At 39.5% G+C, this 24,073-nt stretch carries 27 protein-coding genes; 23 read left to right on the top strand and 4 right to left on the bottom strand.

Annotated features, from left to right (window positions below; all coding sequences use genetic code 11):
* The first annotated feature begins 52 nt into the window (after window positions 1-52).
* From FN960_RS17950 to FN960_RS17925, 6 genes are all read left to right on the top strand, one after another.
* Window positions 53-193 (top strand): acid-soluble spore protein N, encoded by a 141-nt coding sequence (locus FN960_RS17950; protein ID WP_143850241.1) that lies wholly within the window; start codon window positions 53-55, stop codon window positions 191-193.
* Window positions 194-326: 133 nt separating this feature from the next.
* Window positions 327-2,642 (top strand): AAA family ATPase, encoded by a 2,316-nt coding sequence (locus FN960_RS17945; protein ID WP_143850240.1) that lies wholly within the window; start codon window positions 327-329, stop codon window positions 2,640-2,642.
* Between the two features lie 83 nt (window positions 2,643-2,725).
* Window positions 2,726-3,154: an acyl-CoA thioesterase gene (locus FN960_RS17940; protein WP_143850239.1), complete on the top strand. Its 429-nt coding sequence runs from the start codon at window positions 2,726-2,728 to the stop codon at window positions 3,152-3,154.
* 2 nt (window positions 3,155-3,156) lie between these two features.
* On the top strand, window positions 3,157-3,468 hold the full coding sequence (locus tag FN960_RS17935) for a hypothetical protein (RefSeq protein WP_143850238.1): 312 nt from the start codon (window positions 3,157-3,159) through the stop codon (window positions 3,466-3,468).
* Window positions 3,469-3,524: 56 nt separating this feature from the next.
* Window positions 3,525-4,355, top strand: coding sequence for an NAD(+) synthase (gene nadE / locus FN960_RS17930; RefSeq protein WP_143850237.1), 831 nt, complete (start codon window positions 3,525-3,527; stop codon window positions 4,353-4,355).
* Window positions 4,356-4,382: 27 nt separating this feature from the next.
* Entirely contained in the window at window positions 4,383-5,261 is an 879-nt protein-coding gene (locus tag FN960_RS17925) for a PHP domain-containing protein (protein WP_260682057.1), read from the top strand.
* Between the two features lie 89 nt (window positions 5,262-5,350).
* Here FN960_RS17925 and FN960_RS17920 read toward each other — a convergent pair whose 3' ends face one another.
* The gene (locus FN960_RS17920) at window positions 5,351-6,022 is read right to left on the bottom strand and encodes a reverse transcriptase-like protein (protein WP_185971098.1); all 672 of its coding nucleotides are present in this window, start codon (window positions 6,020-6,022) and stop codon (window positions 5,351-5,353) included.
* 123 nt (window positions 6,023-6,145) lie between these two features.
* Between FN960_RS17920 and metA the strand changes: the two genes are divergently transcribed.
* From metA to FN960_RS17900, 4 genes are all read left to right on the top strand, one after another.
* The gene (gene metA, locus FN960_RS17915) at window positions 6,146-7,054 is read left to right on the top strand and encodes a homoserine O-acetyltransferase MetA (protein WP_143850235.1); all 909 of its coding nucleotides are present in this window, start codon (window positions 6,146-6,148) and stop codon (window positions 7,052-7,054) included.
* A 112-nt stretch (window positions 7,055-7,166) separates the two neighbouring features.
* Window positions 7,167-8,000 carry an alpha/beta fold hydrolase gene (locus FN960_RS17910; RefSeq protein WP_185971097.1) on the top strand — a complete coding sequence of 278 codons (834 nt, stop codon included), beginning with the start codon at window positions 7,167-7,169 and terminating at the stop codon, window positions 7,998-8,000.
* Between the two features lie 57 nt (window positions 8,001-8,057).
* Complete coding sequence (locus tag FN960_RS17905; RefSeq protein ID WP_143850233.1) at window positions 8,058-9,278, top strand: EAL domain-containing protein; 1,221 nt, start codon at window positions 8,058-8,060, stop codon at window positions 9,276-9,278.
* Window positions 9,279-9,298: 20 nt separating this feature from the next.
* A complete protein-coding gene (locus FN960_RS17900; protein ID WP_260682056.1) occupies window positions 9,299-9,598 on the top strand; it encodes an iron-sulfur cluster biosynthesis family protein in 300 nt (99 codons plus the stop codon).
* Window positions 9,599-9,600: 2 nt separating this feature from the next.
* Here the strand turns inward: FN960_RS17900 and FN960_RS17895 are convergent, their stop codons facing one another.
* Together FN960_RS17895 and FN960_RS17890 are read right to left on the bottom strand one after the other, a co-directional pair.
* On the bottom strand, window positions 9,601-9,897 hold the full coding sequence (locus tag FN960_RS17895) for a YppG family protein (RefSeq protein ID WP_143850232.1): 297 nt from the start codon (window positions 9,895-9,897) through the stop codon (window positions 9,601-9,603).
* Window positions 9,898-9,912: 15 nt separating this feature from the next.
* Window positions 9,913-10,311: an Hsp20/alpha crystallin family protein gene (locus FN960_RS17890; protein WP_185971096.1), complete on the bottom strand. Its 399-nt coding sequence runs from the start codon at window positions 10,309-10,311 to the stop codon at window positions 9,913-9,915.
* A 77-nt stretch (window positions 10,312-10,388) separates the two neighbouring features.
* On the opposite strand from FN960_RS17890, the gene FN960_RS17885 reads away from it, so the two are divergent.
* From FN960_RS17885 to qoxD, 11 genes are all read left to right on the top strand, one after another.
* Window positions 10,389-11,327, top strand: coding sequence for a dipeptidase (locus FN960_RS17885; RefSeq protein WP_260682055.1), 939 nt, complete (start codon window positions 10,389-10,391; stop codon window positions 11,325-11,327).
* Window positions 11,328-11,547: 220 nt separating this feature from the next.
* Window positions 11,548-12,306 carry a SurA N-terminal domain-containing protein gene (locus FN960_RS17880; RefSeq protein ID WP_143850230.1) on the top strand — a complete coding sequence of 253 codons (759 nt, stop codon included), beginning with the start codon at window positions 11,548-11,550 and terminating at the stop codon, window positions 12,304-12,306.
* A 765-nt stretch (window positions 12,307-13,071) separates the two neighbouring features.
* Entirely contained in the window at window positions 13,072-13,962 is an 891-nt protein-coding gene (locus tag FN960_RS17875; RefSeq protein ID WP_143850229.1) for a chemotaxis protein, read from the top strand.
* A gap of 630 nt (window positions 13,963-14,592) precedes the next feature.
* Window positions 14,593-14,892, top strand: coding sequence for a HesB/YadR/YfhF family protein (locus tag FN960_RS17870; RefSeq protein WP_143850228.1), 300 nt, complete (start codon window positions 14,593-14,595; stop codon window positions 14,890-14,892).
* Between the two features lie 31 nt (window positions 14,893-14,923).
* Window positions 14,924-15,817, top strand: coding sequence for a UV DNA damage repair endonuclease UvsE (gene uvsE / locus FN960_RS17865; RefSeq protein WP_143850227.1), 894 nt, complete (start codon window positions 14,924-14,926; stop codon window positions 15,815-15,817).
* Between the two features lies 1 nt (window position 15,818).
* Complete coding sequence (gene msrA, locus FN960_RS17860; RefSeq protein ID WP_143850226.1) at window positions 15,819-16,343, top strand: peptide-methionine (S)-S-oxide reductase MsrA; 525 nt, start codon at window positions 15,819-15,821, stop codon at window positions 16,341-16,343.
* A 121-nt stretch (window positions 16,344-16,464) separates the two neighbouring features.
* On the top strand, window positions 16,465-17,631 hold the full coding sequence (locus FN960_RS17855; protein WP_260682060.1) for an alpha/beta hydrolase: 1,167 nt from the start codon (window positions 16,465-16,467) through the stop codon (window positions 17,629-17,631).
* A 267-nt stretch (window positions 17,632-17,898) separates the two neighbouring features.
* On the top strand, window positions 17,899-18,879 hold the full coding sequence (gene qoxA / locus FN960_RS17850) for a cytochrome aa3 quinol oxidase subunit II (protein WP_260682059.1): 981 nt from the start codon (window positions 17,899-17,901) through the stop codon (window positions 18,877-18,879).
* A gap of 36 nt (window positions 18,880-18,915) precedes the next feature.
* Entirely contained in the window at window positions 18,916-20,871 is a 1,956-nt protein-coding gene (qoxB, locus tag FN960_RS17845; RefSeq protein ID WP_143850224.1) for a cytochrome aa3 quinol oxidase subunit I, read from the top strand.
* A complete protein-coding gene (qoxC, locus tag FN960_RS17840) occupies window positions 20,872-21,489 on the top strand; it encodes a cytochrome aa3 quinol oxidase subunit III (RefSeq protein WP_143850223.1) in 618 nt (205 codons plus the stop codon).
* Window position 21,490: 1 nt separating this feature from the next.
* The gene (qoxD, locus tag FN960_RS17835) at window positions 21,491-21,802 is read left to right on the top strand and encodes a cytochrome aa3 quinol oxidase subunit IV (RefSeq protein WP_143850222.1); all 312 of its coding nucleotides are present in this window, start codon (window positions 21,491-21,493) and stop codon (window positions 21,800-21,802) included.
* A 41-nt stretch (window positions 21,803-21,843) separates the two neighbouring features.
* Here qoxD and FN960_RS17830 read toward each other — a convergent pair whose 3' ends face one another.
* Window positions 21,844-22,122: a spore morphogenesis/germination protein YwcE gene (locus tag FN960_RS17830; RefSeq protein ID WP_143850221.1), complete on the bottom strand. Its 279-nt coding sequence runs from the start codon at window positions 22,120-22,122 to the stop codon at window positions 21,844-21,846.
* A gap of 250 nt (window positions 22,123-22,372) precedes the next feature.
* Here FN960_RS17830 and FN960_RS17825 point away from each other — a divergent pair, with 250 nt between their 5' ends.
* Together FN960_RS17825 and FN960_RS17820 are read left to right on the top strand one after the other, a co-directional pair.
* Window positions 22,373-23,713 (top strand): S8 family peptidase, encoded by a 1,341-nt coding sequence (locus FN960_RS17825; RefSeq protein ID WP_185971095.1) that lies wholly within the window; start codon window positions 22,373-22,375, stop codon window positions 23,711-23,713.
* A gap of 55 nt (window positions 23,714-23,768) precedes the next feature.
* Window positions 23,769-24,044 (top strand): acylphosphatase, encoded by a 276-nt coding sequence (locus tag FN960_RS17820; RefSeq protein WP_143850219.1) that lies wholly within the window; start codon window positions 23,769-23,771, stop codon window positions 24,042-24,044.
* The last annotated feature ends 29 nt before the right edge of the window (window positions 24,045-24,073 follow it).

Here is a 24,073-nt window from a genome sequence, read left to right as displayed (position 1 = left end):
AGTTTCTTTAAGATAGGCAAATCCTAACCGGACAATGGTTAGGAGGTGACCTATGAGTAAGCCAAATCAAAGAGGACAGCAGTTCCGTCCTGACCACCTTGGGACTCAACCGAGAGAATCCGATTCGAACAAAGGTAAAAAGATGAACACAAAATCAAATCAGCAGCCTGATTATGTACCACCTAAAGGCTGACAACAGGCAAATCATCCATTTTCTGTAGCAGGGAATGGATGATTTGTTTATACATATGAAATAACCAAATTCTTTAGCGGGAACACGATTTCTGCTATAGTGGAGGGGAAATGGACGTATAGGAGTGAATCATATGCTGCAATCAAAGGTATCCGTGCAGGAGCTAAAAAGCTGGATGGAAGACATACAAACTAATCGTGCAGTACTAGATGAGACTAGGTTGTGGCGAATATTATCCCAGTGGAATCAAGAACAAAAGCAAGCTGAAAGTCAGTTATATGCAGAGGGGATAGCACGGCTTGCCTATGCTAGATATCAGCGACTTGGTAAAATGGATGCTTTAACTATAAACTGGATTGAAGAAGCTACTGATTATGATGCTGATCATCAAATGGTACAGTATATTTTAATTGAACGATTTCTAGATGCTATGCACGGTGCAGAAATCCCAGAAGAATATCCACCTATACGTGAAACGGATCACGGAACGACCAAAAAACAGTTAGCGGAAAAGTATTATCATCTGGCGGAACAATATTTTCGCTCTGAGGAAAAGCTAAGTGCATTATTTAAAAATATAAACAATCAAACGGAATCCTCATCGACAGAAAAGCTCAAGGATGCTCAAGAGTTATGGAAGTTATTTAAAGGATTTCACGATCCATTTTTACGCATTGCTAAAGCTACTGAAGCGTATGCCCATTCTTTAGAAGGGGTCTATTATTCGGCTTCACAATTTAACGAACTTAAAGCGGCTGTTGAAGAGAGTAAACGAATACAACTCAAATGGCTTAACCAACTGGAGCAATTAACAGGGAGTAGGCAAGAAAAGTCCGCACTTCATCAGCTATCACACATGGTTGGTCTTCAAGAAGTAAAGGAACGTGTGCAAAAGCTTTATCATTTTCTTTCCTATCAAAAGCAGCGGGAAAGACTTGGATATAAGACGAAGGATGGAATGAACGTCAATATGATTCTGACGGGTAATCCTGGCACTGGAAAAACAACAATAGCTAGATTACTCGCCAAAATTTATTACGAGCTAGGATTACTCTCACAAGAATCTGTTTGGGAGGTAGATCGCTCACAGTTAGTTGCCGGTTATGTTGGCCAAACAGAAGAACAAACGTTACAAGCAATTGAAAGAGCATCAGGTGGTGTTCTTTTTATAGATGAAGCCTACAGCTTAAAACGGGCAGATGCGGCGGGTAATGATTATGGGCAAACGGTTATTGATACACTGGTTTCTGCAATGACCAGTGGACAATACGCTGGCACCTTTGCAGTGATTATGGCTGGTTACCCCGAAGAAATGCGAAGCTTTTTGCGTTCAAATCCCGGATTAAGAAGTCGTTTTCCTGAGCAAAATCATTTACATCTGCCTGATTATAGTCTGGATGACTTAGTACAAATAAGCGAGCAAATGGCGATTGAGAATGATTTTATCCTGACAGAAAAAGGACTAGCTGCCCTACGTGAAAACATTGAGGTAGCACAGGTTGATCAATCGTTTGGGAATGCAAGAACCGTACAGAATATCGTTCTTGAAGCCATTTTTGAAAAGGGAGCTTCAGAAAGTGTGCATGAGCTTAATAACGCGGACTTTGTTTTATTAGAAGACAGGCATTTTCAAAAAACATTGCCAGCAGAAAAGCGAACAGCCATCACCAAGTTAAATGATTTAATTGGTCTTAAACGTGTAAAGGATGAGCTGACCCAATTGACTGCCTATGCAGAGGTACAGCGTTTACGCAGGGAACAAAGTCTTCAAGCTATGCCGTTACAGCTTCATACTATCTTTAGTGGTTCACCTGGAACAGGAAAAACGACGGTGGCAGCCATCTATGCTCAGGCCCTTAAGGAAATAGGACTATTAAAAAGGGGGCATCTCGTCCGAGTTGGCCGGGCTGATTTAGTTTCAGGCTATGTCGGTCAAACGGCCATAAAAACCAAAGAAGTGGTGAAGGATGCACTTGGTGGTGTGCTGTTTATAGATGAAGCCTATGCTTTGTATCAGAAAAAGGGAGCAGACTATGGTCAGGAGGCAATTAACACGCTAGTAGAAGCGATGACGATTCACAATGAGAATCTTGTGATTGTGCTTTCAGGCTATAAAAACGAGATGGAAAAGCTACTATCCATGAACCCGGGATTACGCTCTCGTTTTCGCAAACATTTGCTATTTGATGATTACAATCACATGGAATTAACAGAAATGTTACTTCAGTTAGCGAATCAGAACGGGTATACGTTTACGAATGAAGCTAAGACTGTAATGAATCAAGTTCTTCCCGAAGAGGGTCACCCTGGTAACGGAAGGTTTGTGCGTACATTATTTGAGCAAATGATCCAGCAACAGGCATTAAGAATCTCAGCTAGTTTATCGCCTACAGTACAAATGCTACAGGAAATTAATGAGGAGGACGTTCTCTCCTCAGTCTCAACGTGAATTCGTTGTGATGGATAAGCATTATGTTATAATTAACCAGAGAGAACATTAGAAGAAGTTGTGATAAAAGGAGAGTTCGTTCAGTGAGTTACCAGAGCAAACGGTCGATTCAGCTTTTATATGCAGATACGGATATGATGGGTGTTGTCTACCACGCTAACTATTTAAAGTACTTTGAGCTTGGACGAACCGGGTTAATTGAAGATATTGGCTTCAGCTATGTAGCTATGGAAGAGCAAGGGTATTATGCACCTGTCTATGACGTTCAAGCTACGTACAAAAAGCCTATTCGATACGGTGATCTGGCTACCGTTGTAACATGGATTGCCAAAAACGATGGGTTAAGAACCGTCTACGGGTACAGTATCGTAAACCAACACGATGAGGTATGTGTGGAGGGAACGACCACGCATATTATTGTTAACAAAGAGACCTTTAAGCCAGCAGCATTTAAAAAGATATTTCCTGAATGGTTTGCCAAATATGAAGAGATGAAAGTGAAAGAGGAGTAGAAATGGCATTTGGCATTAACAGAAAACAATTAAATGAATGGAAGAATACTGCTGCTAATGGTGACATTGCGTTTTTAACACATTATTGGTTGGATGAGCGTTTTCCTGGCTGTACGTCAGTAACTAAGGTTGCCTGCACAGATGTAGACAGATTGGCAAACTGGGGAGAGCAATACGGATTAAAAAAAGAATGGATTCATAAGCACGAGCGATTTCCTCACTTTGACCTTTTTGGAGAATGGCAACAAAGAATATTGAAACGTGAACAAAAGCTCGAACAATTAACCAATTTGGGCAACAGAGATAAGAAGTAAACTCTGTATTTGTATTACGAATAAAATGTAGACCTATTTTCAGGAGGCGATCACAGATGAAGAGTAAACAAAAGGAAATTATTGAGGCTTTACAGACAAAACCTGTCATTGATGTGGCAGAGGAAATACAAATTCGTAAGCAATTCATTAAAGATTATCTTGTTCAAAGTAAAGCAAAGGGATTTGTACTAGGTATATCGGGTGGGCAAGATTCTACCTTGCTCGGAAGATTGGCCCAGCTAGCCATTAACGAGCTAAATGAACAATATCCGGAGGAGGGCTATGCCTTTCATGCTGTGCGTTTGCCTCATGGAGAGCAAAAGGATGAAGCGGACGCTCGGGATGCGGTTCAGTTTATAGAACCTTCCAAAACACATACTGTGAATATCAAACCAGCTGTGGATGCGTCAGCTTCTAGTTTTGAGAAAGCTATTGGCGAGCCAATTTCCGACTTCCTTAAAGGCAATATAAAAGCACGTGAGCGTATGAAGGTTCAATATGATTTAGGTGCGCATTTTGGATGCCTTGTACTTGGTACCGACCATTCAGCGGAGGCAGTAACAGGCTTCTTCACAAAGTTCGGAGATGGAGCATGTGATTTAACGCCATTATTTGGTTTAACTAAACGCCAAGGAAAGCAATTGTTAAAGGAATTAGGTGCTCCTGAACATTTGTACACTAAAGCACCAACCGCTGACTTAGAAGAAGATAAACCAGGTGTACCTGATGAAGAAGCTTTGGGCATGACCTATGAACAAATTGATGACTATCTAGAAGGAAAAGAGATCGACCCATCTGTAGCAGAAAATTTGGAAGCCAGATATGACAAAACGGAGCATAAGCGTGAGCTTCCTGCGACAATTTATGATACATGGTGGAAGAAATAAGACGAGTTGCTTTAAGGGGGAGTTAGGATGATGCAACCAGAAATAGCAACTAGTGATTTTCATATGCATTCCACTGCTTCCGATGGTGGGTATTCACCCGCTGAGCTTGTTGAGAAATGCCATAATGTTGGTTTAACGCAAATTGCACTCACGGACCACGATACGGTTGATGGAGTAGCTGAAGCTATTCAGCAAGGTGAAAAATTAGGCATAGCTGTGGTGCCGGGCATTGAGTTTTCTTGTGTTTACAATAAAAAAAGCGTTCATATGCTTGGGCTGGGAGTAGATGTAAACCATACATCTTTCCAGGAGATGTTGAGACACCAACGTGAATTGAGAGAGAAGCGAATGAATGTGATCACTCAAAAGTTCGCTGCACTAGGTATAAATATTAAACCTGGGGATGTATTACAAGAAGCTGGATCTGGAAGTATTGGCAGACCTCATATTGCAAAAGTTTTGGTAAAGTACGGCGTGGTGCAAACAGTTGCTGAAGCCTTTGATTCGTATCTTGCAGAAGGCAAGCCTTGCTATGTGGAAAAAGAACGTGAAATGACAGTAAAGGAAGCTATTGACTGGACACATGAGGTAGGAGGATTATCCATTGTAGCTCATCCAGGTTATTATGGACTCAATCACGAAATCATTCATTGGATCACAGATTGGGGTATGGATGGCATAGAGGTTTACCACCGAGACCATGACGCTCATGATAAAACCACTTTTGAAGACCTTTGTCGTGAAGCAGAGCAGCTAACCGGAAAAGTCATTATGCGTTCTGGCGGCTCTGACTTCCACCATGAAACCTATGGTCGGAAACAGGAGCCTCTTGGTCACACGCGACTTTCGAACCATTACGCCAATCAAATCATGACTGAGTTAAGCCATCGTAATCAACAGGCTTGATGAAATCTATCTCATATGTTTTTATTAGTGTTTTAATGACAAGAAGAGCCAACAGATTGTGTGCACAATATGTTGGCTCTTTTATATCCTCACGATCTGTTTGTGCTCTCTTTTATCCCCTGTATGTCTATGGACTCTAGAGCTTGTGTGGCTAATCGATCAGCCTCTTTATTTTGCTCTCTACTAATAAGCTCATACTGTGGAGTGAGACCTAGCTTTTGAACAGAAGCATCTACGCGGTCAAGCCAATCGCTAAGTTCTTTTTCATAGCATGGCCATTCGCCTGAGGCCTGATGGTATAAGTTCTTTGAGTCTGTTTTAATTATCATACGCTGATGATGAATGCCAATCTCCTCACATACCTTTAACAGGAACCCCAATGCAGCAAATTCAGCTTCATTGTTATTAGAAATAAAATCAAATTGCTCGTTCACCCGGTAACGAAAGCTTTGCCCACTTTGTTTGTAGTAAACAACAATGCCTAACCCCGCGCGTCTTGATGCAATCTCATAACCACCGTCAATATAAGCCTCGATTTCGTGAGGCTCTGTTTCCATTGCTTTTAGATAAGAGTGTATTTCTTTTTTTGTCCATTCTTTATCTTGTTCATCATAGAACTCGATCGAGCTTGCTCTTCCGGTGCGTATCAGATCCTCTTCAAGAAGCAAAGCTTCATGGACAGATAGTAATTCTGTTTTCATCCAATAGGTATGGCTTCTTTTAGGTAGTTTGTAATACCATTCTATACGTAGTTTATCCATGGACTTAAACTCCTTTCTAGCTTTCATTGCAGATCTATGGTATTCATGATACGTTATTTACTAAATTGATCCAAGAATATGCAAATAGAATCGTGTTTTTAGTTGTTTGGGAGGGATAGAGACATGCCAATAAAAATACCGGATAATCTGCCAGCTAGAGAGACCTTAAACGCAGAGAATATCTTTATTATGGATGAAAGCAGAGCCTATAGTCAGGATATTCGACCCTTATCCATCGTTATTTTAAACTTAATGCCAATTAAAGAAACGACCGAGACTCAGATTCTTAGACTTTTAAGTAATTCACCTTTGCAATTAGAGGTTTCTTTTTTGTACCCGTCTACTCATGTTTCAAAAAACACACCCCATGAGCATTTACGGTCTTTCTATAAAACAATTGATGAAATCAAAAAACGTAAATTTGACGGAATGATTATTACTGGAGCGCCTGTTGAACAATTACACTTTGAAGAAGTTGATTATTGGGAAGAGCTGCAGTGGATTATGGACTGGAGTAAGGATAATGTAACTTCTACCTTACATATTTGTTGGGGGGCACAAGCAGGACTCTATCACCATTATGGAATACCTAAATACCCTCTAGATCATAAATTATTTGGTGTATTTGAGCATGGTGTTAATCCAAAACCAATTAAGCTCTTACGCGGTTTTGATGATATCTTTTTTGCTCCTCACTCAAGACATACGGAAACGCGTACGGAGGATGTTCAAAAAGTAGAAGAACTCGATATTCTAAGCACTTCTAATGATGCCGGTCTTTATTTGGTTGCTTCTAAGGATGGAAAGCATATATTTGTGACGGGTCATTCTGAATATGATGTGACAACCCTCGATGAAGAATATAAGCGTGATATCAGCCGGGGTGAACGAATTGATCCTCCGATTAATTACTTTCCAAATAATGATCAGAGTGTACCACCAGCCCTACGGTGGCGTGCTCATTCCAATTTATTATTTACAAATTGGTTGAATTATTATGTATATCAAGAAACACCTTATGATTTATCATAGTTGCTGTAAAGACATACGGGCGCAGAGCTGGTATGTCTTTTTCATATATATAAGCGAGTAGGCACATGCGTATCCGGAAACCCTAACAAAAAGGTTGAAAGGAGAAACGCATGTGAAACGAATCTGCAGAAAAACGACCTTATACTTACAGGGCACACATGTATATGTAGAGCGCTGGGAAAGTAAGAGACAAGTCTTGAACCAACCTACTTTAGTATGTATTCATGGATTTCTTTCATCAAGTTATAGCTTCCATAAGCTCATTCCTCATTTTTCACCATCACTGGATATCATTTGTTTAGATTTACCTGGATTTGGTCTTAGTAGTAAACCTAAAACATTTCGCTATGAATTAAAAAATTATGCAGCATTAGTAGCTGAATTAATTAAGATATATAACCTGAAAGGTGTAACATTGATTGGACATTCAATGGGAGGACAAATAGCGTTACGCACGGCACATGATTACCCCGAGCTTGTTGAGTCACTGATTCTCCTAGCACCATCTGTTTATTTTCACCGAGTAAGAAAAGAAGTGTACTATGCATCATTTCTCCCTTTTTTAGCAGGGATATTTCACAAATGGGGCAGAAAGCAAGACTGTCGTTCTTTTATTGAGCAACTGATGTATTCTAAACGATCTATATCTCAATCTATGGTGGAAAGCTATGGTCGGCCATTTAAAGAATTGTCATTTTACGAAGCGCTTATTTGTTTAATACGTCAAAGAGAAGGTGATATGGAAGAACAAGATCTTAAGAACGTTCAACAAAAGACGCTCATAATGTGGGGGAACGAGGATCCACTTATTCCCGTCTCCACTGCGTACAAGCTTAAGCGCGATCTGGCGCATTCTACGTTAGCTGTTTTAAGTCACACAGGACATCTTATACCCGAAGAACAGCCTACTCTCACGGCAAAGTATGCTAAGCGTTTCCTCTCCTGAGATAAGCCACTCATATGCTATACTGAATATGGATGTTTGCAAGGAGGTGTCCAAGACATGGATCCGTTAGATATCATGATGGCGAAAGAGCAGGTTAAACCATATTATTTACCTATTTTTAGTGCGGAAAAACAGATCGTTGTTGGCTATGAGGTGGTGGCAAGACTCATTACACCTGATGAGGTGATACGTCTTGGTTGGTTCTTTTCAGATAAGAGCATCCCTTCTGAATATCGACATGAGTTGGATGATCATTTGCAAATGCTTGCCCTTGATTATTTCACGGCTTCTCAATTTAAAGGGGCTATCTATTTTAACTATGACACAAGGCAATTAGAGAAGGATGCGGGTGAGAGTTTTCTTAAAAGAATCGAACCCTACATTGAAGAAGGTCTTCTATCTTATAAACAGTTCATTCTTGGATTAAATGAAAAAGATGTGCATACGTATTATCATGAGATAAAGCATGTGTTAACCTATCTGCAGAGCTTGGGCATTCGAATCGGTATTGATAATTTTGGTCAAAGTAGTACGCAGCTTGATCAAATCGCCAAGCTCCATCCCAATGTAATTCGAGTAAATGTATCATTTTTAAATCAAGATTCCTTGCCTCAATTATACGGAGATGTCCATCAGTCGCTTGCAATGCTATCAAGAAAAATTGGAGCAACGCTATTATTTGATGGCATCACAACGTTTAATCAACTTAATTATGCTTGGCGTAATGGAGCTCGTTATTATCAAGGGTCGTATCTCCTGCCTTCAGCAAAGGATTTTGTACCTGAGGATGTATGCAGAGAGCGAATGCAAAAGGACTTTCAACACTTTATCACATACGAACGAAAAAAGGTTCAAGCACAACTAGAACTCTCAAATGAATTAAGCAATGCCTTGCGTTCCACGATGAAACAAGTGAAACCAGAGCTCAGCTTGGATGAAATGATTTTATCCATCGCCAAAAAACTGAGCCAATACGTATTCCGAATCTATGTATGTAATGAAGAAGGGTTTCAGCAAACCTCAAATGTGGAAAAGGATGAAGAAGGCTTCTGGCAGCAAAATGCAGAAGGCTTAAACAAAAACTGGAGCTGGAGACCTTACTTTCTAGAAAATATCGTTCGGATGAATGTGGAGAAAAAAGGGATCCTCTCAGATTTATATACAGACATTGAAAGAGATGAGCAAATTCGAACATTTGCTTATCCAATATCAGATACATTATATATGTTTATGGATATTCCGTATGAATACTTATTTGAACAAAATGATCTAATGTAAGGAAAAAGGGGTGTGATATCGTGAATATTACGGTAACAGAGGAAGCAAAACACTATTTAGAAAACAAGAATATAGAATCGATTCGAGTGGTTGCTCGCGACACCTATGAGTGCAGTACCATGATTGAGTTTTTTTTACAGGAGGATACCCTTGATCCTGAACAGGACGAAGAGGTAGTGATCGGTAACCTAAGCTTTATTTATAACAAAAAAGCGAGCGAAGAAATCGGCCCGCAACTCACGATAGACTATAAATCCACCCAGGGTTTAAAGCTGACTAATAATAATCAAACACTGGCATATGGACTTAACTTAAAATAAAGCTATTTAATAAAGAAGGAACCTACCTTACGAACATAGGGTGATACTTGTTGTACAGTTTTAATCACTTGATCTACGGTCTGGGCCGTCCTAGTAACATCAAATTTGCCATCCTCTGATGTAAAGGCTTTTTTGATGAAGCCGGTTTTTGAAGCAGAAGGTGGCTGCTGCATATACGGTGGCATGGATGGATTAGGCCTACGCATTCTTCTAGTGCCTTCCGTTCTCTGGTAATAAGGGTGCTGCTGGTGCATTCTTGGAGAATTGGGCTGCCTACGATCAAAATATGGCCGCTGCAAGAATCGTCACTCCTTTTATTCAATTGAAATTTGTTGCCGTTTGCGTTGGATGGTAATGTGTAATAAACCGTTTTGATAAGAAGCCTTAATGTCGCTCTCATTATAAACAAAAGGCACTGATATATAGCGCTCTTTTTCAATACGATTCTCAGAAGACACCTCTGTTAGAACACGTATGACTAATGCATGTGGTAACGACTCAAGACGAATGAGCTGTTTATCTATGCCGGGTAATTCCGCTTGGATAATAAAAGCGTCTCCCTCATCTGTTGTTCGAACGGGTATGCTACTTTGCGAGAACAACGGAGGGGGCTGGAATCGTCGATAGGTTTGGTGAAAGAAATCATCGATGGAGCGCATAACATCATGATAGCCTAATGAACTTTTTCCCTCATCAGATTTGTGATCGCTCACTATTTTATCCCCCCAATCACTTTCACTTTTCATTACTATACTTATGTACATTCCACAAGAAAGGTGCTGGCGAAATCGTGAAGAAAAATATGCAATTTCCATTGATAGACACTCATTGTGATGTCTTATTAAAGCTGTGGATGAATCCTCAGCTTTCCTTCTATGACAGTGATGAGCTTGATGTAAATCTACAACGACTCCATCATGCCGGAATTAAAGTACAATGCTTTGCCTTGTTCGTTGAACCGTTTGTAAAACAAGAGCTTACGTTTCAAACTGTTCTGGAACAAATTCGTTTGTTTCATCAAAAGGTAGTACGTCCTTATCCTGAAATAAAACACGTGAAATCGTGGGAGGAGCTTTCTGAGTTAAAAGCCAATGAGATTGGTGCTATTCTTACTTTAGAAGGAATGGATGCTGTGGGTACAGATGAGGAAAAGCATCAAATTCTTATCGAGCAGGGTGTGTTATCTGTTGGATTAACATGGAATCATGCAAATCTGTGCGCTGATGGGGCAAAGGAATCTAGAGGTGCCGGTTTAACGGATTTTGGACGCAGCGTAGTCAAACGACATAATGATCATAAGATATTAACGGATGTTTCCCATTTAAGTGAGCGAGGGTTTTGGGACGTAATGGATGAAAGTGAGTATGTAATAGCTAGTCATTCAAATGCAGCTTCCATATGTCCTCACCCACGTAATTTAAATGATGATCAAGCGAAAGCTCTTTTTAAACAAAAACGATACATGGGCATTGTTTTTTTCCCGGAGTTTTTGACAGGACGTGATGATGCAGAGCTCTCTAATATCATTCGTCATATCGATTATTTATGTTCAATTGGTGGGGAGAAGTCAATTGGTTTTGGTTCTGATTTTGATGGAATTTCAAAGCATGTAACACAGTTATCCCATGCAGGAGACTATCCTAGGTTGTTGGATGAATTATCAAAATACTATTCAGATGATCAGATAAATGATTTCTGTTCAAGGAATTTTCTCCGCTCGATACCTTAATAGGAGCTATGCCAAGCTTTCTCAAGATTTTTGTTATTTTTGGGATAAGACTTTTAGCACGGGCATATAAGGCGGATTAGAGCTATCAACTATTTGTAATCGTTACATATTTCCTTATTGATCTAAGAGCAAACAGGTGTATTTATTTCATCGTTGTTCTCTCATATGTTACACTGCCCTTACAGTTCAAGATTAGAAAGATAGAAAGGGGCAACACTACATGCACAATAAATTAACAATTGGTATATCGGCTTTTGCGCTGGCCGTTGGATTAACAGCATGCGCTGGAGATTCTGAGGAGCAAGCAGATACAAATGAGCAGCCTCAAGAACAAGAGGGAGCAGAACAAGATCCTGCAGGGGATATGGCTGCGGAAACAAACTATGATGAAATTCCGGATGTCGTTGCAACCGTTAACGGCGTTGATGTTACAAAGGATGAATTTATTGCTCAATATGAACAATCTATGCAAAACCAGATGATGATGGGTGGAGAAGCTAACCCTGAATCAACTGAAGTGGACGAAATGATAAAAGAAGATTCTATTGATATGCTTGTGAGTACAGAGCTGCTTATTCAAGCCTCCAATGAAGAAGGAATTGAAGTAACGGATGAAGAAGCAGATGCACAGCTTGAGCAATTAATGGCTATGTACCAAATTGGTTCTGAGGAAGACTTAGAAGAAATCCTTTCACAGCAAGGCGTAACAGTAGACGAATTTAGAGATGAGTTAAGAGAAAGCATGAAGCCACAGAAATATATTGAACAACGAGCACAGGTAGAAGAGCCTACTGATGAAGAAATTGAAGCAAGATATGAAGAGATGACAGCCGCTGTTGAAGATGAAGAGGATACACCTTCTTTAGAAGATACGCGTGACGAAATAGCTGAACAGTTAAGAAATGAGCAGGCAAACAATGCTGCCCCGGAAATCATTGAAGAGTTAAGAGAAGAGGGCGAAGTTGAGATTTTTGTTTAACGCTTTAATTGTGCCTGGGATTTAAATATTTTAGCTAAAGAAGAGTCGAATGATTGTGTTGGTCTAACACTAATTGTTCGGCTCTTTTTATGTTATAACGGGAGAGTAAGGCCACAATACGTTTTATGATAGAGGGCGTATATGATTCATTTTTTCGTCTTTAGCTCCAAAAATGGGGCGCTCTTACCGCCATATGTACAAGTAGAATTTGGAGGGTGTCTGAGTATCGGTTCTTCGGCTACCGCTCCCGAAAATGGGGGCGCTTACCGCGGGAAGGTAATGAGCTAACTCGACTGCGTCGATTTATCTCATTGAACCTTTAAATCCCGCAGGTGTCGGCCCATCATTTTCGTCCGCTTGGTGTGTGGCAGGTATTAAATATATGAGACACGCTTGGGGTCTAGATAACTTCCTACCCAGGAATGCTGGTATTTATCTTTTGAACAAAAAAAGAAGACATCTTTTCCCTAGATAGGAATGTTGGTCTTTTGTCTGATCGGGAACATGGGCGGAAGGAGAAAACGGAGACTCCGGAACAGTACGAGGCAGACCGACATTGAAGTGACGTCCTTCCACTTCAAGGGCTGAAGCCGTTCCCGTGGAAAGCGTTGGTTTCTCCCGGAGCGGTGCACATGAGCTCATTTCTAGATGACTTTTTCAGTCACTATACTTAATGATCTTACTACAAATGCCGAAAGATAATATAGAGGGTAGTCTTTGCTTATGATGCTGACTATACAGAAGCCTATAGATGGGGGAAATGAAATGACCCAGTTATCAGATATTTCGTTAGAAAGTGGGACAAATGAATTAGAGCTTGTGATGTTTACGATCGGTCAGGAAACTTACGGGATTAATGTTTTAAAGGTTAGAGAAATTGTTCAGCCCGTTGAAGTGACAGCCACACCGAATCGTCACTCCTATGTAGAGGGCATTATTCGGATTCGTGAAGAAATTATTCCGCTTATTAACTTATCGACAGTTCTTCAAGTAACAGATGATAAAGATGTGTCGAATCATAAGTTTATTATTGCGGAGTTAAATAAACTTAAGGTCGCTTTTCGCGTACATAATGTTTCAAGAATACATCGAGTCTCCTGGAGCCAGGTTGAGAAACCAAATGAATTATCACAGGGAGAATTTAGTCATGTAAGTGGAATTGTCAAAATGGAAGAATATGTAGCATTTATGCTTGATTACGAAAAAATTGTTGTAGAAGTCCATCCCGAGGCGGGCATGCAGCGCTCAGGGATTAAAACACTTCCTAATGAAGCTCGCTCAACTAAACAAATTGTAGTAACAGAGGACTCTGCTGTCTTAAGAAAGCTTTTAAAAGAAACGTTAGATGAAGCAGGATTTACTCATATTACTATGTATGAGAATGGACAAGCTGCTTGGGATGATTTAAGTCTAGAAAAAACGCCTGTACCTGATTTAGTCATTACTGATATTGAAATGCCGAGCATGGATGGACATCGGTTAACCAAATTAATCAAGGAAGATACGAGGTTGCAGCATACGCCTGTTGTTATCTTCTCTTCCATTATTTCAAATGATTTATATCATAAAGGCGAAAAGGTTGGAGCAGATGGCCAAGTGAGTAAGCCGGAAATCAATACATTAATTGAAACGGTTGATACATTACTAAAGCTATAAGACAGGGCTAAGAACAAATACACAAAAAAAGTGGGTAAGGTCTTTGATGACTTTACTCACTTTTTTATAATAGAAGTTTTAGTCATTTTATATCTTATCATTCATTTTCAAACTAACCTTTGTAGGAAGGGAGATCACTGAAAAACGATCTTTATAAGACTGCGAAATGTAAGTCAGAACGTTAGAGGATGTGAACATGTAGCTCCCGCGGAAAGCGTAGGCTTCTCCTGTAGCGGCATCAGTCAGCTTATTCTTACATGACTTTTTCAGTGGCCTTCGTAGTAGTAAGGTAAGATACCATGGTGGTTTTGTTGTCTAGTCGGTTATAAGATAGCTGCACAATGCAGACAAAGCCATCCTACTCATTTTTTATTGCTATTTTTAAAAGGTAATAAAAGCATAGCTTGTTTTTGAGATTCTGTAATCTGACCGAATGTAAAAAGGATTGCAGCATACCCAGCTTTTTTTTTGTAGCTCATTTAGACTTCTCCTTTTTAATAAGATATGCAACAAAAATAAAAAGTTGCCTTGATGCAAAAAAATAGCACTTATACCAGTCCTCTTTCATGGTTTTTGATTAAAAATCTTGTTATGATAGGATAACGACTACGTTGAGGAGTGAGAGAAAAGATGAATATTGAAGTGACGAAACCAGCTGCTCGGTGGTTTAAGGAACAATTTGAAGGTAATGGGAATAAAACGATACGATTTTTTGCACGCTACGGAGGATGTGGCTCTTTCCAAAGTGGATTCTCACTAGGTATAAGTCAAGAGAAGCCTGAACAGCCTTTAGCGTCTGTTTCGATAGATGATTTTACATTTTTTGTAGAAGAAAAGGATGCTTGGTACTTTAATCAACATGATCTTAAAGTGAAATATAGTCGGAATCATGATGAAATTGAGTTTGAATCCATTGAAGTGAACCGCTAAAGACAACCAAGTAAGGAAGAAGGGATACGTTTTGCGTTTAGGCTATCCGTGTCAAAATTTGACGCTACCGACAATCTTTAAGACATGCCGTTTAAAAACAATGGAACAAAACGGGATGAGTATCATTAAAGACCTGACGCTTCATAACATTCAAGAACTTAAACGCGTATTGGAGTGGAATATAAACAATGATATTTATTTTTTTCGAATTTCAAGCGATATGATTCCATTTGCTACTCATAAACAAATGACGTGGGTGTGGCAGGAAGATGATGATGTGCAAAAGGCGCTTGCAGAAATTAAAGACCTTCAACAAAAATGGTCACTACGTCTGTCAATGCATCCTGGTCAATATACAGTCCTCAATTCTCCAAGAGAACAGGTCGTAACGAATGCCAAAGAAGATTTACAGTATCATCATGATTTTTTGAAAGCTGTTGGGGGTCCCGATATCATCCTTCATACTGGTGGAGCATACGGAGATAAAGAAAAGGCAAAGCAAACCTTTATTAGCGTTTTTAACTCTCTAGATGTATCCGTGCAAAATATGTTGAGATTAGAAAATGACGACAAGGTTTTTCATACACAGGATGTGCTTGATATCTCACAGCAGTGTGGGGTAATTGTGTGCTTTGATATTCATCATGAGATGTGCTTTAACAGGACAGAGGATGAGCTACTTGAGCTATTTAAACAGGTGAAGCAAACCTGGAGCCACACAGATATGAATCCAAAGGTACATATTAGCTCAGGGAGACGGCATGAAGCAGATCCTGCCCATGCCGAGCTTATTAGGCTTGAAGACTTTGAACGGTTAGAGCGTGTAACTGGCTCCACTGACGTAGATTGTATGCTTGAGGCAAAATCAAAGGAAAAAGCAGTGTTCACCTTAAGGGAGCAATTAAAGAAAAGGGAGAATGATTAAAATGGAAAAAGCTACATTTGCAGGAGGGTGTTTTTGGTGTATGGTTCAGCCATTTGATGAGCTTCCTGGTATCATTTCCGTTACATCGGGGTACACAGGTGGGGTTGTTGAAAATCCAATCTATGAACAGGTGAAAACAGGAGAAACTGGACACTATGAGGCAGTCCAGATTGAATATAACCCTAAGCTATTCTCTTATGAGAAGTTATTATCACTATTTTGGGTTCAAATTGATCCAACAGATGCAGGTGGTCAATTTCAAGATAGAGGAAGTCAATATAAAGCAGCTATTTTTTATCACACAGAGGCGCAACAAGAGCGTGCGCAGCAGTCTAAGCTTGATCTAGCCGAAAGTGGACGATTCAAAAACCCCATTGTAACAGAGATTTTGCCAGCGAGCGTTTTTTATCCCGCTGAAGAAGAACATCAAGATTTTTATAAAAAGCAGAAAAAAGCTTATAAAGAAGATCGAAGTAAGTCGGGTCGCGATGAATTTATAGAATCAAATTGGACGCTGAACAATTGAGTATTCATAAATAACACAATTATGTGACAATCTAAAAAAATATCTAAAAAAACATAACATTTTATGGTTATTCTGATATAATAAAGCGAAATCGATGAAACAGGAGAGATGACCGTTGAAGGTGTTGTTTCGTAAAGCAATGATTGTTTTTTCGTCTGTTTTACTTGGAGTCGTTTTATTATTGTTAGCCATGACCATTACGGTTCAGGCTTGGACCCATACTGAAGCTGGAAAAGTGCCGGTAAAAACCGCGGTTATATTACATGCTGTCTACAATAATTTATTGCCTACAGATCTAAAAGCACCTTCGTTTCTTGCGGCCAAGGGAACTTCACGTTTTGAGAGAAGTCTTGTGGATATCCCCACATCTGATAATAGTTCAATTAAAGCAAGGGTTTATAAACCTAAAGAAGAGGGAGAACACCCAATCGTTCTTTATTTCCATGGTGGAGCCTTTATGAAAGGCTATGGAAATATTGATACTCATGATAATATCATTCGCTCCCTTGCCTCTAAGACAAATAGTATCGTCATTGCAGTAGAGTATCGTTTGGCACCTGATTATCCGTTTCCTACGGCAATTTTTGATGGATATGATGCTTTAAATTGGACGTACGATTCTGCAGAAGAGTTAGGTGGAGACGTTGAAAATATTGCACTCGCTGGTGATAGCGCTGGTGGCAATGTGGCCACGGCTGTTGCTATGATGTCCCGTGATCAAAACGGACCGGAAATTAAAGCGGAAGCATTACTTTATCCGCTTACTACCTTCTTAGATAAAGAATTTCATTCAAGAGATGTATACTCAAGCGGATATTATCTCCTTTCGCGTCATGTAATGGAGCTTGCTAGAGATTCATATACTCCGAATGAAGAAATGTGGCAATCACCCTACAGCTCCCCTTTGGAAGCTGATCTTACTGGAATGCCTAAGACGCTTGTGATCACGGCAGAATTTGATCCGTTGCGAGACGAAGGAGAGGCATATGCCCAGAAGTTAGCTGATTCAGGGGTACCGGTAACGGCTACTCGCTACAATGGTGTAATGCATGGGTTTATATCATTTTTTGAAGTGATGCAGAATGGTAAGCAAGGAATAAATGAGACCGCAAATTTCTTGAATCAAGCGTTTAATGATGTACCAATTGAGGATGATTATGAGCTAGCCTTTTATAATCATGGTGATTTTAAATCTTCTTTACAAGATGAACTTGAAGCGTATACGATTGGAAGCTATTTAGTTAGTAAACAAGCTCTGTCTATGTTCCCATTTAATTTCGGGAGCTAAGACGGAGTTTTTTTTTATAGGATGAGGGTATGTATACGTAGATGATATTGGTTGAAAGCGGTACCTATTTCCACCTGTTGGCATGTGCTGGCAAATATGTGTCGAACTTATCAATTTTCATTACATTAATTGTGATAGTTTTGTGAGGGTTTGTGTGAATTCTACCCTTACTTATCGTATTATGTGGTAGGATATAAACAATGAAAGGTATGTTCAAGGGTTCACAAAATGAAATGTAATTATGTCTTAGGAAGAAAGGTGATACCTTTGCTGAAAAGTGGAAAATCTCTTAAATGGCTGGCGTTCCTTTCGCTATGCCTCTTTTTGAGCGGTTGTGGAAATATGAGAGTATTGGATCCAAAAGGCCCGGTTGCAGAGTCGCAAGCATGGCTGATTTGGTTCTCTATTGGGTTCATGCTATTAATTGTTTTAGTAGTTTTTGTTCTGCTAACAGTTATATTAGTAAAATATAGAGAGCGAGAAGATCATAAAGGTTATCAACCTGATATTGAAGGAAGTCACAAGCTAGAAATTATTTGGACCGTCATACCTGTCATTATTGTTATCATTCTATCAGTACCTACTATAATGACCATTTTTGAACTGGAGGAGGCCCCTGAAGCAACAGCTCACAAGGAACCTCTTGTTGTCCATGCGACAAGTGTCAATTGGAAATGGATCTTTAGTTATCCTGAGGAGGATATTGAGACTATTAATTATCTTAATATACCAACGGATCGACCGATTTTATTTAGATTAACTTCTGCTGATTCGATGGCTGCAATGTGGATTCCTCAGTTAGGTGGCCAGAAATACAATATGGCTGGCATGGAGACGCAGCTCTTTCTACAGGCTGATCACGTCGGCACATATGGCGGACGAAATGCTAACTACACCGGAGATGGATTTGCTCAGCAAACGTTTGATGTTCACGCATTTGAGCAAGAAGATTTCGATAGTTGGGTAGAAGAGACACAGGAGAATGCTCCAGAGCTTACTCCTGAAGAATATGACAAGCTAATGGTTCCTGGTACTTCTACGGAGATGACATTTAGCTCAACCCATTTAGATTGGGTCGACCACTCTACAAACGCTGAGTATGCTCTTGATGCTTGGGATCGTATGGGCTATATTCCATTAAATCCACATACTCGAGCCGGTAAAGCGGCTGAAATGCCTCATGTTTCGCAATTAGAAACTGGAGAGTTAGAAATAGAAGGACTTGAAAGTTCGGCGGAAATTGAATAGCCGTTAGGAACTTTCAAATGAAAGGGGACGCTACTTTTGGATTTGAAATGGGATGAATTTATAATTACTGGAGATCCACTTATACTTGGCGCCCAAATTTCCATCCTGATCTCAGGGATTGGAGCCATATTTGTTCTTACGTACTTCAAAAAATGGAAATGGCTTTGGGACGAATGGATCACAAGTGTTGACCATAAAAAAATCGGAATTATGTATATTCTGGTTGCAATTTTGATGTTTTTCCGTGGAGGAATGGACGCTTTACTGATGAGGACGCAGCTTGCCTCACCAGATATGACGTTTTTAGATTCTCTACACTATAATGAGATCTTTACCACTCATGGAACCATTATGATTATTTTTATGGCGATGCCGTTCCTGATTGGTTTAATGAACGTGGTTGTACCTTTGCAAATTGGTGCGAGGGATGTAGCATTTCCATTTCTTAATAACTTAAGTTTTTGGACATTTTTTGTTGGAATGGGTCTATTTAATATCTCTTTTATTATTGGGGGATCGCCTTCAGCAGGGTGGACCAGCTACATGCCACTTGCTTCAAATGAATTAAACCCTGGTCCTGGTCAGAACTACTACTTACTTGCATTACAGATCTCTGGTATTGGTACACTAGCCACAGGGGTTAATATGATGGTTACCATCTTTAAGATGAGAGCTAAAGGCATGAAATTAATGATGATGCCTATGTTCACATGGACAGTATTAATTACATCAATGATTATTGTACTAGCGTTCCCTGTATTAACAGTAGCGCTGGCACAAATGACATTTGATCGCCTATTTGGCACTCATTTCTTCACGTTAACAAGTGGAGGGATGCCGATGCTTTGGGCAAACTTGTTCTGGATTTGGGGACACCCTGAAGTATATATTGTTGCCTTGCCAGCATTTGGTATATTCTCAGAGATTATTTCAACTTTCTCAAGAAAAAAGTTGTTCGGATACAATGCGATGGTCTATTCAATCGTAGCAATCTCTGTTCTTAGTTTCTTAGTATGGGTGCACCACTTCTTTACAATGGGTGCTGGAGCTGTTGTTAACTCGTTTTTCTCGATTACAACGATGGCGATTTCCATTCCGACAGGGGTTAAGATATTTAACTGGCTCTTAACACTTCATAAGGGTCGAATTAGTTTTACAACACCTATGCTTTGGTCTCTTGCTTTTATTCCAAACTTTGTAATAGGTGGGGTAACTGGGGTTATGCTTGCGATGGCAGCGGCCGATTATCAATATCATAATACGTATTTCCTAGTATCACATTTCCATTACGTATTAATTGCAGCCACTGTATTTGCGTGTTTTGCAGGTTTGATTTTCTGGTATCCTAAAATGTTTGGTCATAAGTTAAATGAACGAATCGGAAAATGGTTCTTCTGGATATTTGTTGCCGGTTTTAATATCTGTTTCTTCCCGCAATATTTCTTGGGACTAAATGGTATGCCAAGACGAATTAATACCTATGGAGTAGAGGATGGCTGGTTTGCTCTAAACTTTATCTCTACATTGGGTGCCTTTATTATGGGATTAGCGTTTGTCATCTTTGTGTATAACATTTATTACAGCTTCCGTTACTCCCCAAGAGAAACAAGTGGAGACTCGTGGAAGCATGGGCGTACACTTGAATGGGCGACTTCGTCGGCTGTACCACCATTTTATAACTTTGCAAAAATACCTGAAATTAAATCAATGGATGCTTTCTGGAATATGAAAGAAGAAGGACACAATCCAAATGAAATTGAGAAATATGATAAAATTCATATGCCTAGTAACACAGGTCTAGGATTTGTGATGTCTTGCTTTATGTTCGTAGCTGGATTTGGATTAGTATTTGAATGGTATTGGGTAGGAATTGTTGGTGGAATAGGGATCTTCGCTTGTATGGCATTCCGTTCCTTTGATTATAATGATGGTTACTATGTAAGTGCAGAAGAAGTAGAAGAAACTGAAAAACGCGCAAGGGAGGCGAAATAAATGGCCCACGCTGAAGATGCGGAATATGCAAATGAACCGCTAGAATTCCAATCTACTGAAGGACGTTATAATATCCTAGGATTTTGGATTTTCATTGGAGCGGAATTCGCCCTCTTTTCAACGCTATTTGCAACTTATTTTGTTCTTGTTAATAGAACAGCTGGTGGAATAGCAGCTGAACATTTATTTGATTTACCTTTAGTGTTGGTCATGACTTTCCTGTTATTAACAAGTAGTTTTACTTGCGGCTTAGCGATTCATGCGATGCGAGCTGGCAGGCAAAAACAGTTTATGATATGGATGATGGCGACCTTGGCGCTAGGTCTTGGATTCGTTGGATTTGAAATCTATGAGTTCTGGCACTATGCCCATGAAGGGGCAACTCTTTCAACCAGTGCTTTCTGGTCAGCTTTCTTTGTTCTTCTTGGAACACATGGCTTACACGTGTCCGTAGGTATTGGTTGGATTATACTGTTACTAATTCAGGTGAAACGCCGCGGCTTTACACCAAGAACAGCATCTAAGGTATTTATCGCTAGCTTGTATTGGCATTTCCTTGATGTTATTTGGATCTTTATCTTTACTGGTGTATACCTAATGGGTCTGGGGGGATTATAGGATGAGTCAAGAAAAATCTCATACACCTTGGTCACATATTATTGGGTTTATTGGATCAATTGTATTAACATTATTTGCTGTCTGGATTGCGCTTTATACAGAGTTTTCGACCTTGGCCAAAATCATCATTATATTTTTGTTTGCTTTTGTTCAAGCAGGAGTCCAGCTTTTCATGTTTATGCATATGCGTGAAGGAAAAGATGGTTTTACTCAAGCTGGTCACACAATCTTTGCTATCTTTATCGCAGTGGTGATTGTGATGGGCTCATACTTTGTATTAGAATTTGGGATTCATTTACCGCAGCATGAATAAGCAAAAGAAAAACCATTCGGACATCGTCCGAATGGTTTTTTTTAGATCACTCGTTTTGGCTGGCTTTGAAGTCTTCTAGCTCTGATGAAAGGCATTCCATAAAGTACAATGGCGGCCCAATGGGCGAGGATAACATTTACTGCAAATGTAAAGATAAACCATGCTTCTAACCACCATGAAGGGCTAATGATATATATGGAACCAAGAATCCACATAGCAAAAATCCCAGGAATACTTGCAACCGCAATTTTATGATACTCAATCCACAGAAATAGAGGAGTAGCACTAGCAACAAACATATAGAAAAAGAATACTCCCATTTTATCCATCTCCTTTGTTTTGCTCATTTATTTAATATATGAACAACTGGTGTCCAAGTTGTGTCTAATTTGTGATATTTGTAGTATACCCCATTTGATGTGATTTGAAAACCCTTACATATAAATTATTTAAGAAATCAATTAGGACATGATACATATGCCTTTTATCACATATAAAGGACAAACATCCGGTCCAACATTGGTTCTAGACATAATCTATAAGGAATGGAGGGTAGAATGGGGGTATATAATGTTTCATTATTCTATGGTTAAATTTGTGAGAGGTCATTCAGTTAAACTGGATAGACCATTACGCGATGCCATAATTAGCTTATATAAACCACTTCGATTCGTACCATGTTTTTTACATGGGTTTATAGAAAAATGTATTCGTAGTAAAAAAAAACTCTCGGTTATTATCGAATTTGAGCCTAATCCCTTCTTTTTTAACAAAATGATTGTGGAGCATTTATTTCAACTCAACACTAAATGCGCGATCAAAAATGAATTTGCACACATTGATTGTTGCAGTGCACTTATCACACCGGACGGTTTAGAGATGTTAATTACACAATGTAGTCAGGTGAAAAAAGTCTATCTTAATCGAATGATTAAAGCACTTGATACGGGTGGAGCACATCAGGACATCAACGTACATGAACCTAGTTCTTTCTTCAATACATCTAAATTAACTGGCAAAGGTGTAACGATAGCTATTATTGATACAGGTGTTTATGAACATGAGGATTTGCAAGGTAGACTACGTGCATTTGTAGATTTTGTAAACAATCGAACACGCCCTTACGATGACAATGGTCATGGTACGCATTGTGCAGGAAATGCAGCTGGAAATGGTCATCTTTCTAAAGGGAAATATAAATCATTAGCTCCTGAAGCCGACATCATTGCCATAAAGGTTCTTGATCGAACAGGAACAGGAACCATTGAGCGGATTATACAAGGACTGGATTGGTGCATTAAATTTAATCAAACTCATAAAGAAAATCCAATTCAGATTATTTCCCTATCATTAGGTACCCATGCGATGAAATATGCACATGAGAATGAAGACCCACTTGTAAAAATGGTTGAAGCCGCCTGGCGGTCAGGCATTACCGTACTCATTGCTGCCGGTAACAGTGGTCCCGAAAGATGTACAATCTCAAGTCCAGGAGTTAGTGAAAGGGCCATAACGGTTGGTGCATTAGACGATACCATCTATCCAGCAGAAACCGCTGACTTCTCTAGTCGTGGACCGACGATATATGGAAAACCAAAGCCAGATATACTGGTTCAGGGTGTAGATGTTATCTCTTTACGAGTTCCTGGATCTTATATTGATCGATTAGAGAAAAAGAACCGGATTGACAAGCATTATTCAAAAATGTCAGGAACATCAATGTCAACACCTATCTGTGCTGGGGCAGTGGCCTTACTATTACATTACAACCGAACCTTATCACCTGATGCAGTCAAAAAATTATTAATAAGCGGTTCCGTGACCACGCAAGCTAATTCAAATAAATTGATGGAAACGGGTCATCTTAATATTGAACAATCTATTCATATCCTCAAGTCATTTGATGTTTAGCAATCAGCTAGAAAGGTCAAATATAACTATAAAGACTAAAGCTGAGGTGAGTCTAATGAATAAACGACATCATTTAATTGTGGAAGGGAAAGTTCAAGGAGTCGGATTTCGATATTTCACGCAGGAACAAGCTCAGCACTATGGATTGGCTGGATGGGTTCGAAATCTTCCAGACGGAACCGTAGAACTTGAAGCTGAAGGGGATGATCAACAATTTGATGCATTTCTAGAAGCAATTAAAACAAAAAATCGCTTTGCTAAAGTAGAACACATTCAGCATCAGATTAGGGATGCACGAAATGAAGAAGAAGGTTTTACAGTTAAACATTAAAGGTGATAAAAACCCCCTTTCACAACCAT

Source organism: Alkalicoccobacillus porphyridii (assembly GCF_007293315.1).
Lineage (GTDB): Bacteria > Bacillota > Bacilli > Bacillales > Bacillaceae_D > Alkalicoccobacillus > Alkalicoccobacillus porphyridii.
This window is presented reverse-complemented; position numbering and strand designations above follow the sequence as displayed.

Coding starts and splice junctions, on each gene's coding strand:
- FN960_RS17950 (WP_143850241.1), top strand. CDS start 53: ATGAGTAAGCCAAATCAAAGAGGACAGCAGTTCCGTCCTGACCACCTT.
- FN960_RS17870 (WP_143850228.1), top strand. CDS start 14,593: ATGAATATTGAAGTGACGAAACCAGCTGCTCGGTGGTTTAAGGAACAA.
- FN960_RS17920 (WP_185971098.1), bottom strand. CDS start 6,022: ATGGATAAACTACGTATAGAATGGTATTACAAACTACCTAAAAGAAGC.
- FN960_RS17945 (WP_143850240.1), top strand. CDS start 327: ATGCTGCAATCAAAGGTATCCGTGCAGGAGCTAAAAAGCTGGATGGAA.
- FN960_RS17925 (WP_260682057.1), top strand. CDS start 4,383: ATGATGCAACCAGAAATAGCAACTAGTGATTTTCATATGCATTCCACT.
- FN960_RS17880 (WP_143850230.1), top strand. CDS start 11,548: ATGCACAATAAATTAACAATTGGTATATCGGCTTTTGCGCTGGCCGTT.
- msrA (WP_143850226.1), top strand. CDS start 15,819: ATGGAAAAAGCTACATTTGCAGGAGGGTGTTTTTGGTGTATGGTTCAG.
- metA (WP_143850235.1), top strand. CDS start 6,146: ATGCCAATAAAAATACCGGATAATCTGCCAGCTAGAGAGACCTTAAAC.
- FN960_RS17820 (WP_143850219.1), top strand. CDS start 23,769: ATGAATAAACGACATCATTTAATTGTGGAAGGGAAAGTTCAAGGAGTC.
- qoxC (WP_143850223.1), top strand. CDS start 20,872: ATGGCCCACGCTGAAGATGCGGAATATGCAAATGAACCGCTAGAATTC.
- FN960_RS17875 (WP_143850229.1), top strand. CDS start 13,072: ATGACCCAGTTATCAGATATTTCGTTAGAAAGTGGGACAAATGAATTA.
- FN960_RS17830 (WP_143850221.1), bottom strand. CDS start 22,122: ATGGGAGTATTCTTTTTCTATATGTTTGTTGCTAGTGCTACTCCTCTA.
- FN960_RS17905 (WP_143850233.1), top strand. CDS start 8,058: ATGGATCCGTTAGATATCATGATGGCGAAAGAGCAGGTTAAACCATAT.
- FN960_RS17935 (WP_143850238.1), top strand. CDS start 3,157: ATGGCATTTGGCATTAACAGAAAACAATTAAATGAATGGAAGAATACT.
- FN960_RS17825 (WP_185971095.1), top strand. CDS start 22,373: ATGTTTCATTATTCTATGGTTAAATTTGTGAGAGGTCATTCAGTTAAA.
- qoxD (WP_143850222.1), top strand. CDS start 21,491: ATGAGTCAAGAAAAATCTCATACACCTTGGTCACATATTATTGGGTTT.
- nadE (WP_143850237.1), top strand. CDS start 3,525: ATGAAGAGTAAACAAAAGGAAATTATTGAGGCTTTACAGACAAAACCT.